Genomic DNA, 17,561 nt, shown 5'->3' with positions numbered 1-17,561 from the left:
GGATGCTCCTCAGGCGACCAGGTAGGAGGCGGTGACGGCGAGGAAAGCGAGGGCGAACGAGCCGGCGAGCAGCTCCGGCACCTGGAACAGACGCACCTTGGCCAGGAAGATCTCGCCGACACTCAGCACTACACCGAGTACGAGTACCTTCACGGTGATGCTCACGACACCGACAGCCAAGCCGAGAGCGCTGAAATCGGTCAGGACGCCCCACGGCACGGCCAGGTTGCTGACCAGGCCGAGCAGGGCGGCCAGCTTCAGCCAGGAGCCGACTTCGAGCCAGGCCAGGTCGCGCCCGCTCGCTTCCAGGATCATCGCCTCGTGCAGCATGGTCACCTCGAGGTGGGTGCCCGGATTGTCAATGGGAAGTCGGGCGGTCTCGGCCATGATGGCGATCGACAGGGCGACGAGGGCCAGCACGCTGACCGGCGAGATGATCACCTCGGGGGAGAGCAGCCGGGTTTCAACGATGACCGACAGGGTACTGGTTCCGGCCGGGATCGAAAATGCGTAGATGGAGAGCAGCAAAGTTGGCTCAACGAGCGCCGCGACTGTCATATGCCGGCTGGAGCCCATGCCGCCGAAGGCTGTTCCACCGTCCAGGCCGACGAGCGCGAGGGCCACGACGCCGATCAGCATGACGGAAACGATGACGAACAGATCGCTGGGAACCAGAGCGAAGGGAATGGTGCCCACCAGCGGCAGCAGTACGCAGAGCAGCAGGCTGGACACGACCAGGGCGACCGGGCCTGCCCTCAGCATCCAGCTGCTGTCGGTGGCTCGTACCGGGTTCTTTGCCAGCAGCTTGCGCACGTCGCGCCACGGCTGCCAGATTCCGGCGCCGGCTCGGCCTTCGATCGTGGCCCGCACCTGGCGGATCACCCCGATCAGTACCGGGGCGAGGAAGATGAACAGGACGACCTGCACGAAGGCGATGATGATGGCGTTCATAGCGAGACCACGATCAGCACGATCAGAAGAGCAACGAAAGAATAGGACAGGTAGCGGTGGATGCTGCCGTTGGCGATGTGGCGCACGACGATTCCGTAGCGCTGAAACAGGTTGAGTACCGGTCGATACAGCCGGGTTTCAAAGACATCCGATACTCGTTGTTCCACCCGTACCCGTTCCACCAAATATCGAGACTCGGCCACGTGCGTGACCTGCACGTCGCGCGACGGTTTGAGCACGTCGTCGAAGACTCGCACGAGCGGCTCGGCGTAGGAGGTCGCGGTGTACTGCATGCGCGGCCTCGCCCGGGAGCCGCCGCCGCCCCAGGGCAGCTCGACCGTGCGATGTGGATACCGACGGGCCGACACGATGATCGAGATGATCACCGGAATGGCCACCAGGACCGAGAGCACGACGAGCATGATCGGGTCGAGCACCGCCCCGATGCCCGGCAGCGAGACGCCGCCGAGACCGACGGACTGCACGGCGGCGCTCGGGTTCGCACTGACGGTGTGCGCTACGAGCGCGGCAATCGGGCCGGGGAGAAGCCCCAGGGCAAGCACGAAGAGGGCGCCAAGGACGAGGGAGAGTTGCATGAGCGGCGGCACCTCGCGGGCATCCGCTGCTTCAGCGCTGCGCGGTCGGGCGAGGAAGGCGATGCCGTAGGCCTTGACGAAGGTGAGCAGGGCGAGGCCGGCGGTGAGGGCAATCACAGCGACAGCGAGGGGCATGGCAACGGATGCCGCGACCGAGACGACCGCTCCGTCAAGGCGACCGCCGTGAATGAGCGACTGCAGCAGCATCCACTCGGCGACGAAGCCGCTCGTGATTGGGATCGCAGCAGCGCCGAGGCTGGCGATGCCGAACGCGGCGGCAGTGACGGGCATGCGGGCGCCAAGCCCGCCGAGCCGGTCGAGGTTGCGTTCGCCGGTGGCATGGATGATGGCGCCGGCGCCGAGGAACAACGTCGATTTGAACGCGGCGTGGCTGACGGCGAGGAGCAGGGCGGCCACAAGCGCGGCATCCGCTGCCGCTTGCGCGTCGTAACCGCGCAGCAGCATGCTCGCGCCGAGTGCGAGAAAGACCAGACCCATGTTTTCCGTTGTCGAGTAGGCCAGCAGTACTTTGAGATCGCTCGACACGGAGGCCTGCAAAATGCCGTAAAGAGCGGATGCGCCGCCGACCACCATGATCGCGATGCCCCACCAGGCGGGGCCATCGGGCAGGAGTCGCACAGAGACCAGCAGACCGCCGTAAACGCCGATCTTGACCATGGCACCGCTCATCGCGGCCGAAACGTGGCTGGGCGCTTCGGGGAGCACCCGGGGTACCCACACGTGCAGCGGCACCAGTTCGGCCTTGCCGCCGAAGCCGAGCAGAAGCAGCACGAAGGCTACGTTCGCGGGCACGGGTTCGATCGCCTGCAGATTGATGAAGCTCGTTCCGCCCGACGCGGCGGCGAGCACGGCGAAGCCGGCGAGGATGAAGAAGAAGCTCAGCTGCGACATCGCCGAATACCAGATACCGGCCGAAGCGACCGTTGCCCGGCTGGCATGGTCGGCCAGCAATAGCACTGTGGAGCCGAGGGTCATGATCTCCAAGGCCAGCAGAAACGAGACCGAATCCGTCGCGGCGGGCACCAGCTGCATGCCCACGAGGAACATCGGCATGGCGACCCACGCTGTGCGGCTCGCGTCGGGTCCATGGGTGGAACTCATCGCGTAGAGCGATACGAGGATGCCCACACCCGAGACGATGAGCATGAACAGGCCGCCGAGACGATCGGGGGCCAGTAACAGCGGGTCTATGGGCAGGGCAATCGTAATGCGCAGGCCGCCGGTGGCGCCGAGCATGGCCCCGAGGCCGGTCAGGAAGCCGGTCACCGCGATGAGGGTGCAGAGCACGCCGACCGCCCGCGACCGCAGAGACGGTGCTGCTGTCAGGGCGGTCAGCACGGCCAGCGCGCCCAAGCCGAGTTGCAGGAGCAATCCTGCACCGATGCCGCTCATCGGCCGGTCATTCGTCGCAAGGCTCGCACAATATCGGTCGGCTCCGGCGGGCTACCCGGCACCTCGATATCCACGTGCACGAAATCGGAAACGGGCCCGATGATGCCGTATCCGTCGCGGAAGGCGCCGCCGTGCAGGGCACAGTCACCGACTGCGATCACGAACCGGGGCGTGGGGGTGGCCTCGATGGTGCGCAGCAGGGGCTGGGCCATATTTCGAGTCACGCTGCCGACGATGAGCAGCACGTCGGCGTGCCGCGGTGAGGGAACCAGGCGCACGCCGTAGCGTTCCACGTCGTAGACGGGGCCGAACGCGGCGGCCACCTCGAGCGCACAGTCGTTGCAGCCACCGGCATTGATGAAACGCACCTGCACACTGCCACCAAAGGCTTCAGCCCCGGCAAACAGCGGCGGGGTAGGCGGTGCCGGTTCGGCAATGCGTGCGCCGTGCCGAATGAGAGTGGTCAATCGCAGGAAACTCATCCGAGTCTCCGATGTGCATGCATGTTCACGAAACTGGTGCCTTCTCTGGGGAACGCGAAGTCGAAGGGTGAAGGGCAGGCGACGGATTCTACGGTGCGTCTGGTTGTGTGCAAGACTACCAACGCAGTTGACTTCATTACTTCTTTATATAACTATATGGAGAATTTAGCAAATAGATTGCGGCGGGTGAGCACTGGCTACCCCCGGCGGTCGAGTAACGGTGTCAGGCGATACGAGATAACCTCCCCCATCGCGAGCGATGTCTCCGTGCGCTCCACGCCGTCGCAGGCGAGGATCGTTCCGTCGATACGAAACAGGTCGGCGGCATCCGTGCAGACCACCCGCACGAGGAGGTCGGCCGGTCCGCTCATGCCGTGAGCCTGCACGATTTCAGGGATCAGCGCAAGGTCGGTCACGATCTGCGCAAGCCGTTTCTGCTGCACGTGCACCTCGATGAACGCGGTCAGCGGGTAGCCGAGGGCGGCAGGATTGATGCGGCGATCGAAGCCGAGAAAGGAGCCAGAGTCTTCCAAGCGCTTCATGCGTGCCTGCACGGTATTGCGGGAGAGCCCGAGCGTGTCGGCGAGCGCAACGAAGGTACTGCGCGGGTCGGCGGAGAGTGCTTGGAGGAGCTTGGTGTCGGTCTTGTCAAGGCTGTACATAGTGCAAAACATTAACACGGTCTGGCGAGCCTGAATAGGGCACTCTGCACACTATTTTTGACAGCGGTTGTGCTCTCTGTCGGGTCGACATAGGCTCACGTCAACTTTAGCAATGACGCTCGGAGCGCCCCATGATTGATTCCTCACCCCAGCTCGTGCAGCTTCTCGCGATTGACGGCGAGCGAAAACCCCGCGGTGACTTCGACCCGTGGGTTGAAGACCTCGATGGAACGGCCCTTCTGGCGCTGTACCGGGACATGGTCGTGGTGCGCCGCATCGACACCGAAGCAACCGCCCTTCAACGCCAGGGCGAACTTGGCCTGTGGCCTCCGCTGCTCGGCCAGGAAGCCGCCCAGGTGGGCTCGGCCCGCGCCCTGCGCAGCGACGACTTCATCTTTCCCAGCTACCGAGAGAACGCTGTCGCCTACTGCCGTGGCGTGAACCTCATCGACATCGTCAAGGTCTGGCGCGGCAACGCCCAGTCCGGCTGGGACCCGTACGCGGTCAACATGGCTACACCAGCCATCATTATCGGCGCGCAGACCTTACACGCCACCGGCTGGGCGCTCGGTGCCCAGCGCGACGACGTCGATTCCGTCGCCATCACCTACTTCGGCGATGGTGCCACGAGCCAGGGCGACGTGAACGAGGCCATGGTCTTCGCGGCGAGCTTCCAGGCCCCGGTGGTCTTCTTCTGCCAGAACAACCAGTGGGCTATTTCCGAGCCGGTCGGGGTGCAGGCGCACCGCAATATCGCCGATCGTGCGCCGGGTTTCGACATCCCCAGCCTGCGTATCGATGGAAACGACGTGATCGCAGTCATGGCAGCAACCCGCATGGCCCTCGACCGGGCCCGCACCGGCGGCGGCCCCACCTTCATCGAAGCGGTCACCTACCGCATGGGACCACACACCACAGCGGATGACCCCACCCGCTACCGAGACCCGGCGGAATTGGCCGAGTGGAAGACGCGCGACCCCGTGCTGCGTCTGCACCGGCTGCTGAACAGCCTCGGTCAAATCACGCCCGAGGTCGAGGCGGCCACTGCGGCGTTGGCCGATGCCGCAGCCGCCGAACTTCGTGCGGGCTGCATCGGCATGCCCGACCCCGAACCGCTGAGCGTGTTCGATCACGTCTACGCCACCTCCAATGCCACCCTCGAGCGCCAGCGCACCGACTACGCCGGCTACCTCAGAAGCTTTGCAACGGAACACGATAGTGCCGAACAGAACCGAAAGGCCTGACGACCATGACCTCCCTGATGACCCCGGCAATCGTGTCGACGGTTCCCGGCCTCAATGCGCCGCAACCCACCCCGCTCAGCGAGACCAAGACCCTCACCATGGGCAAGGCCATCAACGAGGGCCTGCGCCAAGCCATGCTCGATGACCCCAAGGTTGTGCTGCTCGGCGAGGATATCGGAGCCCTCGGCGGCGTCTTTCGGGTGACCAGCGACCTGCTCGCCCAGTTCGGGGCTCGCCGGGTCATCGACACCCCACTCGCCGAATCCGCGATCATCGGCACCGCCGTTGGCCTGGCCTATCGCGGCTACCGGCCCGTCTGTGAGATTCAGTTCGACGGCTTCATCTTTCCCGGCTTCGACCAGATCGTCAGCCAGGTCGCCAAATTCCACTACCGCACCCAGGGCGCCGTGCGCATGCCGATCACAATCCGGGTGCCGTTCGGCGGCGGAATCGGAGCGGCCGAACACCACTCCGAATCGCCGGAGGCGTACTTCACCCACACCTCTGGCCTGCGAGTGATCGCCGTTTCCAACGCTCAGGATGCCTACAGTCTTATTCGCCAGGCCATCGCGAGCGACGACCCGGTGCTCTACTTCGAGCCCAAGCGTCGCTACCACGTGAAGGGCGAGGTCGTGCCAGAGCTCGGGCTTCCGATGGAGCGGGCCGTCATCGTGCGCCCCGGAACGGATGTCACACTCCTCACCTACGGGGCGCTCGTGGCGACCGCACGGGACGCGGCACTCGCCGCCGCCGACGAGGGCGTGTCGATCGAGGTCATCGACCTGCGCTCACTGTCACCGGTGGATTATGCAGTGGTGGAGGCATCCGTTCGTAAAACCGGGCGGCTCGTCGTGACGCACGAGGCGGCCCGATCGGGCGGACTCGGCGGCGAGATCATCGCGACCATCACCGAACGCTGCTTCAGCTATTTGGAATCCGCGCCGGTGCGCGTCACCGGCTTCGACGTGCCATACCCGCCGGCCAAGCTGGAAAGCCACCATCTGCCCGATCTCGACCGCATTCTCGACGGTGTCGACCGGGTCATGGGGCGACGATGATCAAGGTCTTCAAGCTGCCCGACCTCGGTGAAGGGCTCACCGAATCAGAGATCGTTGCCTGGCTCGTGGAGCCGGGCGATGAGGTCACGCTCAACCAGCACATCGCCGACGTTGAAACGGCCAAAGCCGTGGTCGAACTGCCCAGCCCGTTCGCCGGAGTCGTGCGCGAGCTGCACCAACCGGCCGGGGTAGTCGTGCACGTCGGCGAACCGATCGTCTCCTTCCAGATCGACGCCGCCGATGAGCCCACAGATTCGTCGCCAACAACGGATGCTGCGGGTGCGGATCCGTCTGCGTCTGCGTCTGCGGAAGCGGATGCGTCTGCATCTCCGGCTGCGGATGCGTCTGCATCTCCGGCCGAGCAACGCGAGGCCAATCTGGTCGGCTACGGCCCCGCCATCGAGCGCGGCGGACACCCCCAGCGTCGCGCCCGCACGGGAGCCGGTGCGTCGGTACCCGCAGTACCCGCGGCACCCGTCGAACCGCCCACCGCGGTACCCACGGCAGCATCGACCGCAGTAGCTAGCGCAGCACCCACCGCGGCACTCGCCGAACCGTCCGCCGCGGTACCCACGGCAGCAGCGACCGCAGTAGCTAGCGCAGCACCCACCGCGGCACCCGTCGAACCGTCCGCCGCGTCGTCCGCTGAGGAAAGACCGCGCTCGACGCCGCCGGTGCGCGCCCTGGCTCGTGACCTCGGGATTGACCTCACTATGGTCACCGGCACCGGAAAAGACGGCCTGATCACGCGTGATGACGTTCGCGCCCGTATCACCGAGTCAGCGCCGATCCCCGACCTGCACGGGTCCGTGTCACCCGGTGCTGCGGCTGCCCGGCCGGCCACGAGCGGTGACCACCTGGGCGAGACCCGTTCGCCGATCAGAAGCCTGCGCAAACTCACGGCCGCCGCTACGGTGCAGAGCGCGTTCACCGCGCCACACGTAACCGAGTTTCTCACCATCGACGTCACCCCGACTGTCGAACTGCTGGCTTCGCTGCGTGCCGACCGGCAGTTCGCCGATGCGGGCATCGGTATTCTCGCCGTGGTGGCCAAGGCGCTCTGCCTGGCCGTGGGCCGCACGCCGTCGGTGAACACCCGGTGGGATGAGCCTGCCGGCGAGATCGTGCAGTTCCACCACGTGAACCTCGGCGTCGCTGCCGCAACCCCGCGCGGACTCCTCGTGCCGAACATCGTCGACGCTGAACGGCTCGACCTGCGCGGCCTCGCTGCGGCGCTCGCCGAGCTCACGATGTCAGCCCGGGCCGGCACCACCACCCCGGCAGCGCTTGCAGGCGGCACGATCACCATCACCAATATCGGAGTGTTCGGTATCGACGCCGGCACCCCGATCCTCAACCCGGGGGAGGCGGCGATCCTCGCGATAGGCGCCATCCGCTCGCGGCCGTGGGAGCATCGCGGCCAGGTCGCCCTGCGCCAGGTGCTCACCCTCAGCGTGTCGTTCGACCACCGACTGGTCGACGGCGAGCAGGGTTCGCGTTTTCTGGCCGACATCGGCGCCATCCTCGCCGACCCGGCCCGGGTACTGACCATGGTCTAACCCTTCCACTCTCCTCACCATTACGGCCCGCCACCAGGCCAGCACCAGTCGCTTCAGCCCCTCGCTGGCGCATAACTCCTGCAATCTGTACGACCGACAAAAAAGTCCCGCGGAATGACGGAGCAGCCAGGTTTCGACGCTGCAGATTGCAGGAGTTGTGCACCAGAGGGGCGGTTGACCGGGGTGCGGGGGCGTAGCAGAGTGGAGGTATGAACGCAGAAGCTGCACTCCTCGCCCCCTTTGTGACGAAGAAACAACTCGTGGGCACCGCTTTCGTGCATCTCGACGGATGCCTGCACGCCACGTTTAGCACCAAGGACTTCGCATCCGCCCTCGAACTGGTCAATCGCATCGGCGAGGCCGCCGAGGCGCTGAATCACCACCCCGACGTGCGTCTCGGCTACGGGGCGGTGTCGCTTGTGCTGACCTCGCACGATGCCGGGGGAGTCACCGCGCGCGATGTCGAGCTCGCGGCCCGGGTGCAGCAGATCGCCGACGCTCTCGGGGCCGAGGCGCGTCCGGCGCACCCGACGCGCTACGACATTGCGATCGACTGCACTGACGCGGATGCCGTGCGTCCATTCTGGCGGGTCGGCCTCGGCTACACCGAGGTCACCGGCGACGATGGTGTAGAACTGGTCGATCCGCGCGGCCTCGCCCCCAAGGTGTGGTTCCAGCACATGGAAATCGCCCGCACCGAGCGCAACCGCATTCACGTGGACGTCTACGTGCCGAGCGATGACGCCGAAGACCGAGTCGCGGCCGTGCTCGAAGTGGGCGGCGCGCTACTCAGCGACGAGCACGCCCCCGACTGGTGGGTGCTCGTCGACGTCGAGGGCAACGAGCTCTGCGTCTGTACCGCTGCGTTCTGACCGGTTCGTCTGGTCTGTCACGCGCCCGGCAGGCCGAGGGCGGCGAGGGCCATCTCCTCGAGCAGGGCACGCTCGGCGGCCCGAGAGGATACACGGGCGCTGTGCGGTGTTGAGTTGAGCAGCCCGAATGTCGCGTGGGCCCGAATGCGCAGCAGCGCCTCGTCGGCCGCAGGGTGCACCCGGTGCAAAACCTCAACCCACAGTTCCACGTACTCGCGCTGCAGCAGCCGTACCCGATGCCGGTCCGACTCCGCGAGGCTGTCGAGGTCGCGGTCTTGCACCCGGATCACCTCGGGGTTCGACAACGCGAAGTCAACGTGAAAGCGCACGAGGTCACCCAGGGCGGCAGCAGCATCCGTTGTCTCGGTCACAACGGTTCGACCACCGGCCACGAGATCCTCGCTCACATCGATGAGCAGCGCGGCCAGTACGGCCTGCTTTCCGCTGAAATGTCGGTAGACGGCCGGCCCGCTCACCCCGACCGCCGCGCCGAGGTCTTCGATCGAGACCCCGTTGAATCCGGACTGGGCGAAGAGCGTGGCTGCGGCGCTGAGCAGGGCCGACCGTCGGTCAGCTTTGGCCCGGCTCCGCGACGTGGTTTCGATCGGTGCGTTCATGCAAGCCTCCCACTGGACATTTCAGTTAATCATGACTAACCTGAACTTCAGTTAGTGAACACTAACTGTACTTGATACCGGGTCGCCCGGCATCGCCACAGGGAAGATGTCGATGGAGACGCTCGCGAGTCAGCTCAACTCTTCTGCCGAGACGTTTCGCAGCAATGACGCTGCCCAGCGACAGCTCGTCGCCGACCTGAAGCAACGCCTCGCCACGGCCGCCCTCGGCGGGCCGGAGAAGTCCCGGCAGCGCCACCTCGCCCGCGGTAAGCTGCTGCCCCGCGAGCGCATCGACCAATTACTCGACGACGGCAGTCCGTTCCTCGAGATCGCGGCGTTGGCCGCGACCGGTCTCTACAATGACGACAGCCCGGGAGCGGGCGTCATCGCCGGGATCGGCCTCGTGCACGGGCGCTATGTGCTCGTGATCTCCAACGACGCCACCGTCAAGGGCGGCACCTACTACCCGATGACGGTGAAAAAGCATTTGCGGGCCCAGGAGATCGCCTTCGAGAACCGCCTGCCCTGCGTGTACCTCGTTGATTCCGGGGGCGCCTTCCTGCCCCTACAGGACGAGGTTTTTCCCGACCGTGACCACTTCGGCCGCATCTTTTACAACCAGGCCCGGATGTCCGCGGCCAAGATCCCACAGATCGCAGCGGTGATGGGATCGTGCACCGCCGGCGGTGCCTACGTTCCCGCCATGAGCGACGAGACCGTGATCGTGCGGGGCCAGGGCACCATCTTCCTCGGCGGACCGCCCCTGGTGAAGGCCGCGATCGGCGAAATCGTCACCGCCGAAGAGCTCGGCGGCGGTGACCTGCACGCCCGCGTCTCCGGCGTCACCGACCACCTCGCCGAAAACGATGAGCACGCCCTGCAGATCGTGCGCGACATCGTCTCGACCCTTCCTCGGGCCAAGGCTCCGGCGTGGAGTGTGATCGCTACTGTCGAACCGGTCGCCGACGAAAGCGAACTCTACGGAGCCGTCCCCGTCGACGTGCTGGACCAGTACGACGTGCACGAAGTGATCGCGCGCATCGTCGACGGCAGTGAATTCCACGAATTCAAGCGCGAATACGCCACCACCCTCGTGACCGGGTTCGCGCACATCCACGGCCACCCGGTGGGAATCGTCGCCAACAACGGCATCCTGTTCGCCGAATCTGCTCAGAAAGGCGCCCACTTTATCGAACTCTGTGACCAGCGCGGAATCCCGCTCGTCTTTCTGCAGAACATCTCCGGTTTCATGGTGGGCCAGGCGGCTGAGGCCGGCGGCATCGCCAAGCATGGTGCCAAAATGGTCACCGCCGTCGCGACCGCCCGCGTGCCCAAACTCACAGTGGTGATCGGTGGCTCCTTCGGCGCCGGCAACTACTCCATGTGCGGCCGCGCCTACTCGCCCCGCTTCCTGTGGATGTGGCCGGGAAGCCGCATCTCGGTGATGGGCGGCGCGCAGGCGTCGTCCGTGCTCGCCACCGTCAAGCGCGAGCAGATCGAGCGCGGCGGAGATACCTGGTCAGCCGAGGCCGAGACCGCCTTCACCGACCCGATCCTCGAAAAGTACGAGCAGCAGGGCAGCCCCTACTATTCGACCGCCCGGCTGTGGGACGACGGCGTCATCGACCCGGCCGACACCCGCACGGTGCTCGGCCTCGCCCTCGCTGTGTGCTCCGCCGCGCCGCTCGGCGAGTCCGCCTTCGGCCTGTTCCGAATGTGAGGGAGACGATTTCCATGACATTTGACACCGTTCTGGTCGCCAATCGCGGCGAAATCGCCTGCCGGATCATCCGCACGCTGCGCGAGCGGGGCATCCGCTCTGTCGCCGTGTACAGCGACGCAGACCGTGACGCTCGGCACGTGTCGCTAGCGGATACCGCGGTGCGCCTCGGTGGCGCCGCGCCGGCTGACAGCTACCTGAACATAGCGGCCGTCCTGGCCGCTGCTGCCCGAACCAGGGCCCAGGCGATTCACCCCGGCTACGGATTTCTCAGCGAGAACCAGGTGTTCGCACAGGCCTGCGCGGACGCCGGAATCGTGTTCATCGGGCCGAGCGTGCACGCGCTCAATACGATGGGCGACAAGATCCGCTCGAAGAACCACGTGGCCGGTTACGGGGTGCCGATCATTCCCGGGGTGGCTCAGCCGGGCCTCAGCAACGAGCAGCTCATCGCGGCGGCCGTCGACGTGGGGTATCCGATGCTGATCAAGCCCTCCGCCGGTGGCGGCGGCAAGGGCATGCACGTGGTGGAACGGGCTGAAGACCTGCCCTCCACCCTCGAGACCGCACGGCGCGTGGCGCAGAGCGCCTTTGGCGACGACACCCTGCTGCTCGAACGGCTCGTTGCCACCCCGCGGCACATTGAGGTGCAGGTGCTCGCCGACAACCACGGCGCCGTCATTCACCTGGGCGAGCGCGAATGCTCACTGCAGCGCCGGCACCAGAAAGTCATCGAGGAGGCGCCCTCCCCCCTGCTCGACGAGGCGATACGAGCGCGCATCGGCGAGGCCGCCTGTGCCGCTGCCCGCAGCGTCGGCTACAGCGGCGCGGGAACCGTGGAATTCTTGGTGTCGGCGGCAGCTCCCAACGAATTCTTCTTCATGGAGATGAACACCCGCCTGCAGGTTGAACACCCGGTCACCGAGCTGGTCACCGGCCTCGACCTGGTGGACTGGCAGTTGCGCATTGCAGCAGGAGAGCCACTCACGGCCACCCAATCCGATATATGCCTCACGGGGCATGCGATCGAGGCGCGGGTCTATGCGGAGAACCCCGAGCGCGGCTTCTTGCCGACCACCGGCACCGTGCTGCAGCTGCACGAGGCCAGGGGCGAGGGCGTGCGCGTTGACAGCTCGCTGACTCCGGGCCTGTCGATCGCCTCGCACTACGACCCGATGCTCGCCAAGGTGATCGCCTGGGCTCCCACCCGGCTTGAGGCGTTGAACCGTCTCGACCGGGCGCTTGCCGATACCGTCGTGCTCGGCGTGCACACCAACACTGAATACCTTCGGCTGCTGCTAGCGGATGCCGACGTGCGCGCCGGCCGCCTCGACACCGGTTTGATCGAACGCAAGCTTCCCGACCTCACCTTTCGCACAGCCGACGGGCACGTCCTCGCCGCCGCGGCGCTGTTCCTGCACGGGCGGGCGTCGGCTGTGTCCGATCTGACCGGCGCGAACTTTGTGTGGACGCGGCCGAGCGGGTGGCGGGTGGGCTCGCCGCGTCCGGTGCGGTACTCGCTGGGAGTCAGCGCGACCGACGCCGTGGAGGTGCGGGTTGTCGGGGCGCCGGGGGCGGCATCCGTTTCGATCGGTGACGGACCGGCCGTGGAAGCCGGACTCACGCTGATCGAAGGTCGCCCGGGCAGATTTCGCATCGATTACGACGGTGAGACCCGCGTGTTCGCCATCGAGCAGTCCGGAGCGCGGCTGTGGATCGGTGCCGACGGATTCTCGGTTGACCTGCGACACCGATCACGGGCCGAGCAGCTCGCGGAACATCTCGCGGGCCGCGACCGCGTGCCAGGGGAGGAAAGTCCAGACGTGCGCTCGCCGATGCCCGGCACCGTCATAGCCGTGCACGCCGCCACTGGTGACACCGTGCAGGTGGGCCAAACCATCCTCGTGGTCGAGGCGATGAAGATGGAGCACAAACTCGTGGCCGCCACGTTCGGCCAGGTCACAGTGAACCTCAAGACGGGTGACCTGGTGACACTGGACCAGATCGTCGCGACGATCAGCACCCCCGAAACCATCGCAGACAAGGAAGACGCAGAATGACCTACGAACTCACCCCCGAATACCAAGCCCTGAGCGACACGGTTCGAGACTTCGCCGATACCGTTGTCGCGCCGGCCGCCTACGAGTACGACACCCTGCGCCGCCTGCCCTACGGCATCATCGCCGAAATGGGGCAGATGGGCTTGTTCGGACTGCCGTTCCCCGTGGAGTACGGCGGCCAGGGCAATGACTACTTCGCGCTCTGCCTCGCCGTGGAGCAGCTCGCCCGCGTCGACCAGAGCATCGCCGTCACCCTCGAGGCCGGAGTGGGCCTGGGCATCATGCCGGTGTTCCGCAGTGGCACCGAGGCGCAGAAGCACGAGTGGGTTCCGCGCCTCGCGAGTGGCTCAGCGCTCGCCGCGTTCGGTCTCACCGAAGCGGATGCCGGCTCAGACGCCGCGGGAACCAAGACCACCGCCGAGCTCAGAGGCGGCGAATGGGTGATCAACGGCACGAAGCAGTTCATCACCAACTCCGGGTCGGACATCACCCGCTTGGTGACGGTGACCGCGGTCACGGGGGAAGCCACTCGCGCCGACGGTTCCACCAAGAAAGAACTGACCGCCATCCTGGTGCCGACACCGACCCCCGGTTTCACGGCGCTCCCGCCCTACGACAAGGTCGGCTGGCACACTTCAGACACCCACCCGCTTGTGTTCGACAACGTGCGCGTGCCGGAGGCCAACCTGCTCGGCGAGCGTGGCCGCGGCTTCGCCAACTTCGTGCAGACCCTCGACGAGGGCCGCGTCGCCTTCGCCGCGCTGTGCACCGGCGCGGCGCAGGGCTGCCTCGAAGAGTCGATCCGCTATGCGAACAGCCGTAATGTTTTCGGCCGCTCGATCGGCTCCAATCAGCACATCGCGTTCAAGATTGCACGGATGCAGGCGCGCGTTCACACCGCGCGCCTCGCCTACTACGACGCTGCGCTGAAAATGATCAACGGCAAATCCTTCAAGATGGAGGCTTCGATCGCCAAGATGGTCGGCAGTGAGGCGGCTATGGACAACGCCCGCGATGCTACGCAGATCTTTGGCGGATACGGCTTTCTGAATGAGAATCCGGTCGCGCGGCACTATCGTGATTCCAAGGTGCTCGAGTTGGGCGAGGGCACGACCGAGGTGCAGCTCATGGTCATCTCGCGGGCCCTGGGATTCGCCAGCTGACCCAGATTAAGGAGAAGCAGATGTCCGACCCCGATACGCCCGAGCGCCACCCGGTGCGCCAGCGCGGTCTCTACTTCGAGGAGTTCGACCTCGATGCGCTGTATCAGCATCGCCCCGGCCGCACCGTGACCGAGGCCGACAACGTGCTGTTCACGACGATGACCATGAACACGCAGGCGTTGCATCTCGATGCCGCCTGGTCGGCCACCCAGCCGTTCGGCGAACGTCTGGTCAATTCCATGTTCACCCTCTCGACCATGGTCGGGAGCTCGGTGGCGCAATTGACCCAGGGTACGATCGTGGCGAACCTGGGATTTTCGGCTGTGACGTTTCCCCATCCGCTGCATCACGGCGACACCCTGTACTCGGAGAGCATCGTCACCGACAAACGCCTCTCCGCGAGCCGCCAGGGACAGGGCATTGTCACGCTCGAACACACCGGGCGCAACCAGGACAACGTTGTAGTGGGCACGGCCGTGCGCACCGTGTTGGTCTGGTGCGAGGACGCCGCGCAATGAGCGGCGCGTTCGACGGCGACCTGTTCGGTGGGCAAGAGTTCGATCCGGACTTCGACCCGGCCGGCCCCGATCCCTTCGATGACAGTCCTGCCGGGCTCAGCCCCTTCACCCCGGCACCGTTCACGTTGGGCCCGGCTCTGCTGTTCTGCCCGGCCGACCGGCCCGAGCGCTATGCGAAGGCGGCCGAGCGTGCCGACGCCGTCATTCTCGACCTGGAGGACGCCGTCGCGCCCGAGGACCGGGCCGCTGCGCGGCGCGCGCTGATCGAGCATCCGCTCGAGCCTGCCCGCACGATCGTGCGCATCAATCCGGCCGACACGACCGATTTTGCGCTCGACCTGGCCGCGCTCGAGCGCACAGAATACCGCGAGGTCATGCTCGCCAAAACTGTCAGCGCCGGCCAGGTCGAAGGCCTGGCCGAGTACCGCGTGATCGCCCTGTGCGAGACCGCCGCCGGCGTCATCTCAGCGACGGAGATTGCCGCAGCACGTAACGTCGTCGCGCTCATGTGGGGTGCCGAAGATCTCCTCGCCTCGCTCGGTGGTACCTCGAGCCGGTTCGCCAACGGTAGCTACCGCGACGTCGCCCGCTATGCACGCTCCCAGGTATTACTGGCCGCTCGGGCCCACGACAAGGCCGCGATCGACGCCGTACATCTCGACATCACCGACACGGCCGGCCTCGAAAACGAGGCAGCGGATGCCGTCGCGAGCGGCTTCACCGCGACGGCCTGCATCCACCCCAGCCAAGTGGAGGTCATTCGGGCCGCCTATCAGCCGACCGCCGCCGAGGTGGACTATGCCCTCGGGCTGCTCGAAGCCGCCGCGAGTGCGCGCGGTGTTTTTCAGCACGGGGGCCGCATGATCGACGGCCCCGTGCTGCGCCACGCGGAGGCCGTGCTGCGCCGGGCCGCCCGCTGAGCGGCGCCTACCGTCCAGGAAGAAAGTAGGGCGGGTTCAAACCCAGAACAGCGGCCATCCTTTTTTATTGAAAGCGCGGTCGAAGAGTCCGTGCAGCGCATCACGTCGGCAAACCGGGTGCTGGCGCTCGCCAACGGGCTGTCGGCGCCCTTGGCGTCTGACCTGGCGATGCGATTGACCGCCATCGGACGCCCCACGGAATTCGTCTCCGATCCGATCGGCCAGCAGATTTCAGCACGCCAGTTGCGATCTGCAGATGCCTGCGTCGTCATCAGCGGCAGCGGTGCCAATGAGTCGAGCATCAAGGCTGCCCGGTCGGCGCGCGCTGCGAATGCCGTGCTGGTCGTGGTGACGTCGTTTGCGAGTTCCCCGTTGGTTTCGCTGGCCGACATCGCGCTCGTAGTCGCGCCGGCACACGGATACTTCCGTCACGAACTGGAATACACGTCCCGGGTTCCACATGCAGTCTTGATCGAGTCGCTCGTTGAAATCGTGTCCGGGCGATTGGGGGAGGCCTCGCGGTCAGCGTGATCAGCCGTGCTCGGCATCCTGAGTGACAACCTCAGCGACGAATAGCTGTACTGCCATGCCCAGGGAATCGGGGCTAGGCGGCTTTGTCGGCCAGAACCTTTTCGATCGCCTGCACGATTTCGGTCGACTCCGGCTCCACCGACGACGCAAAGCGATCCACGATCTTGCCGGTGGGTGTCACCAGAAACTTCTCGAAGTTCCACTTGATCAGACCGGGCAGCAGGCCCCGCCTGAATTTGGTCAGCTCAGCATAGAGCGGATGCTGCTGCTTGCCCCGCACATCGACCTTGGCCGTCATCGGAAAAGTTACCCCGTAGGTCATGCCGCAGAACTGGGCGATGTCTGTTTCAGTGCCGGGTTCCTGGCCCATGAACTGATTGCTCGGTAATCCCAGCACGACCAGCCCATCGTCCGCGTAACGCTGGTATAGGGCTTCCAAACCGGCGTACTGCGGGGTGAAGCCGCACTTTGACGCGACGTTGACGACGAGAACCGTTTTACCTCTGAACGCGCCGAAGGTGGTGGGCGTTCCATCGATGAGCGTGAGGGGTATGTCGTACAACGCAGAAGAAGTCATTAAAAAATGATAGCGAGGCCGAATCATAGCTGCCTGCACAGTCCCTGTGTAGATCGTGCGTTTTCCCCAAAGAGGGACACCGTCACGTATTCTAGTAACACCTGAGAAGCCATGGCGGTCCACTATCGGACCCGGACTTCTCAGCTCGCGCGGCGTAGCGCATTCTTCCCGCCGAACGGGCCAACACCCCAGCTTCACTCGAACCAGTTCCTTCAGAACAAATTCGAAGGATATCTGTGATTAGTCATTGCTCTGGATCCCAGTCGGCATCCGTCATCTAGAGATCGCACCAGGAGCATCATGAATTCTTACGTATCGCACACCAGCGAAAGCACCATCCGTCCCAACGGGTACATTTCTCAGACCATGAGTCGAGTGGTCATGGGGAGCGGGTACGTCAGCGGTACCGCGCAGCACCGTGACGCCGGCGAGTACATCTCGCACCCCACGGTCACCTCACCGGTTCGCGCCGTACAGTCGCAGATGGCTGGTAGCAAGCACTTGGCCGCAGCAGCATAACGCGCCGCGGTTCAGCTGCCGCTGAAATCGACAAGAGGGACTCCGCAACGCGGAGTCCCTCTTGTCGTATTCGACAACCGCAGTGGTGGCATCGAAATG

General features: G+C 65.5%; 17 protein-coding genes. 11 read left to right on the top strand and 6 right to left on the bottom strand.

The genetic code is table 11. From position 1 onward, the window contains the following. Positions 1–9 precede the first annotated feature (9 nt). From E3T27_RS12955 to E3T27_RS12940, 4 genes are all read right to left on the bottom strand, one after another. Positions 10–951 carry a respiratory chain complex I subunit 1 family protein gene (locus tag E3T27_RS12955; RefSeq protein WP_104197018.1) on the bottom strand — a complete coding sequence of 314 codons (942 nt, stop codon included), beginning with the start codon at positions 949–951 and terminating at the stop codon, positions 10–12. After that, positions 948–2,960, bottom strand: coding sequence for a proton-conducting transporter transmembrane domain-containing protein (locus E3T27_RS12950; RefSeq protein ID WP_134573230.1), 2,013 nt, complete (start codon positions 2,958–2,960; stop codon positions 948–950). Before E3T27_RS12950 ends, E3T27_RS12955 begins: the two co-directional genes overlap by 4 nt. Beyond that, positions 2,957–3,442 carry an NADH-quinone oxidoreductase subunit B family protein gene (locus tag E3T27_RS12945; RefSeq protein WP_134573228.1) on the bottom strand — a complete coding sequence of 162 codons (486 nt, stop codon included), beginning with the start codon at positions 3,440–3,442 and terminating at the stop codon, positions 2,957–2,959. Before E3T27_RS12945 ends, E3T27_RS12950 begins: the two co-directional genes overlap by 4 nt. Positions 3,443–3,639: 197 nt before the next feature. Continuing rightward, a complete protein-coding gene (locus E3T27_RS12940; protein WP_134573226.1) occupies positions 3,640–4,104 on the bottom strand; it encodes an Lrp/AsnC family transcriptional regulator in 465 nt (154 codons plus the stop codon). Positions 4,105–4,235: 131 nt separating this feature from the next. On the opposite strand from E3T27_RS12940, the gene pdhA reads away from it, so the two are divergent. From pdhA to E3T27_RS12920, 4 genes are all read left to right on the top strand, one after another. Next, complete coding sequence (gene pdhA, locus E3T27_RS12935) at positions 4,236–5,348, top strand: pyruvate dehydrogenase (acetyl-transferring) E1 component subunit alpha (RefSeq protein WP_134573224.1); 1,113 nt, start codon at positions 4,236–4,238, stop codon at positions 5,346–5,348. 98 nt (positions 5,349–5,446) lie between these two features. Then, positions 5,447–6,406, top strand: a complete 960-nt coding sequence (locus E3T27_RS12930) for an alpha-ketoacid dehydrogenase subunit beta (RefSeq protein WP_233200753.1) — start codon at positions 5,447–5,449, stop codon at positions 6,404–6,406. After that, a complete protein-coding gene (locus E3T27_RS12925; protein WP_134573222.1) occupies positions 6,403–7,965 on the top strand; it encodes a dihydrolipoamide acetyltransferase family protein in 1,563 nt (520 codons plus the stop codon). The genes E3T27_RS12930 and E3T27_RS12925 overlap by 4 nt, the downstream gene beginning before the upstream one ends. 209 nt (positions 7,966–8,174) lie before the next feature. After that, a complete protein-coding gene (locus E3T27_RS12920) occupies positions 8,175–8,837 on the top strand; it encodes a VOC family protein (RefSeq protein ID WP_104197012.1) in 663 nt (220 codons plus the stop codon). A gap of 17 nt (positions 8,838–8,854) precedes the next feature. On the opposite strand, the gene E3T27_RS12915 is transcribed toward E3T27_RS12920, so the two are convergent. Next, positions 8,855–9,454 carry an SACE_7040 family transcriptional regulator gene (locus E3T27_RS12915; RefSeq protein WP_134573220.1) on the bottom strand — a complete coding sequence of 200 codons (600 nt, stop codon included), beginning with the start codon at positions 9,452–9,454 and terminating at the stop codon, positions 8,855–8,857. A 112-nt stretch (positions 9,455–9,566) separates the two neighbouring features. Between E3T27_RS12915 and E3T27_RS12910 the strand changes: the two genes are divergently transcribed. The 6 genes from E3T27_RS12910 to E3T27_RS12885 all read left to right on the top strand — a co-directional run bounded on the left by E3T27_RS12910 (position 9,567) and on the right by E3T27_RS12885 (position 16,366). Then, a complete protein-coding gene (locus E3T27_RS12910) occupies positions 9,567–11,174 on the top strand; it encodes a carboxyl transferase domain-containing protein (protein WP_134573219.1) in 1,608 nt (535 codons plus the stop codon). A 14-nt stretch (positions 11,175–11,188) separates the two neighbouring features. After that, positions 11,189–13,234 (top strand): ATP-binding protein, encoded by a 2,046-nt coding sequence (locus E3T27_RS12905; protein ID WP_134573217.1) that lies wholly within the window; start codon positions 11,189–11,191, stop codon positions 13,232–13,234. Continuing rightward, on the top strand, positions 13,231–14,397 hold the full coding sequence (locus tag E3T27_RS12900) for an acyl-CoA dehydrogenase family protein (protein ID WP_104197008.1): 1,167 nt from the start codon (positions 13,231–13,233) through the stop codon (positions 14,395–14,397). The genes E3T27_RS12905 and E3T27_RS12900 overlap by 4 nt, the downstream gene beginning before the upstream one ends. Before the next feature lie 20 nt (positions 14,398–14,417). Further along, positions 14,418–14,915, top strand: a complete 498-nt coding sequence (locus E3T27_RS12895; protein ID WP_104197007.1) for a MaoC family dehydratase — start codon at positions 14,418–14,420, stop codon at positions 14,913–14,915. Next, the gene (locus E3T27_RS12890) at positions 14,912–15,835 is read left to right on the top strand and encodes an HpcH/HpaI aldolase/citrate lyase family protein (protein ID WP_134573215.1); all 924 of its coding nucleotides are present in this window, start codon (positions 14,912–14,914) and stop codon (positions 15,833–15,835) included. Before E3T27_RS12895 ends, E3T27_RS12890 begins: the two co-directional genes overlap by 4 nt. Before the next feature lie 90 nt (positions 15,836–15,925). Then, the gene (locus E3T27_RS12885) at positions 15,926–16,366 is read left to right on the top strand and encodes an SIS domain-containing protein (protein ID WP_241992246.1); all 441 of its coding nucleotides are present in this window, start codon (positions 15,926–15,928) and stop codon (positions 16,364–16,366) included. Positions 16,367–16,439: 73 nt separating this feature from the next. On the opposite strand, the gene E3T27_RS12880 is transcribed toward E3T27_RS12885, so the two are convergent. Continuing rightward, the gene (locus tag E3T27_RS12880) at positions 16,440–16,943 is read right to left on the bottom strand and encodes a glutathione peroxidase (RefSeq protein WP_134573212.1); all 504 of its coding nucleotides are present in this window, start codon (positions 16,941–16,943) and stop codon (positions 16,440–16,442) included. Positions 16,944–17,243: 300 nt separating this feature from the next. Between E3T27_RS12880 and E3T27_RS12875 the strand changes: the two genes are divergently transcribed. Continuing rightward, positions 17,244–17,462: a hypothetical protein gene (locus E3T27_RS12875; RefSeq protein ID WP_134573210.1), complete on the top strand. Its 219-nt coding sequence runs from the start codon at positions 17,244–17,246 to the stop codon at positions 17,460–17,462. The last annotated feature ends 99 nt before the right edge of the window (positions 17,463–17,561 follow it).

This window comes from Cryobacterium lyxosi (genome assembly GCF_004403345.1).
GTDB lineage: Bacteria > Actinomycetota > Actinomycetes > Actinomycetales > Microbacteriaceae > Cryobacterium > Cryobacterium lyxosi.
This window is presented reverse-complemented; position numbering and strand designations above follow the sequence as displayed.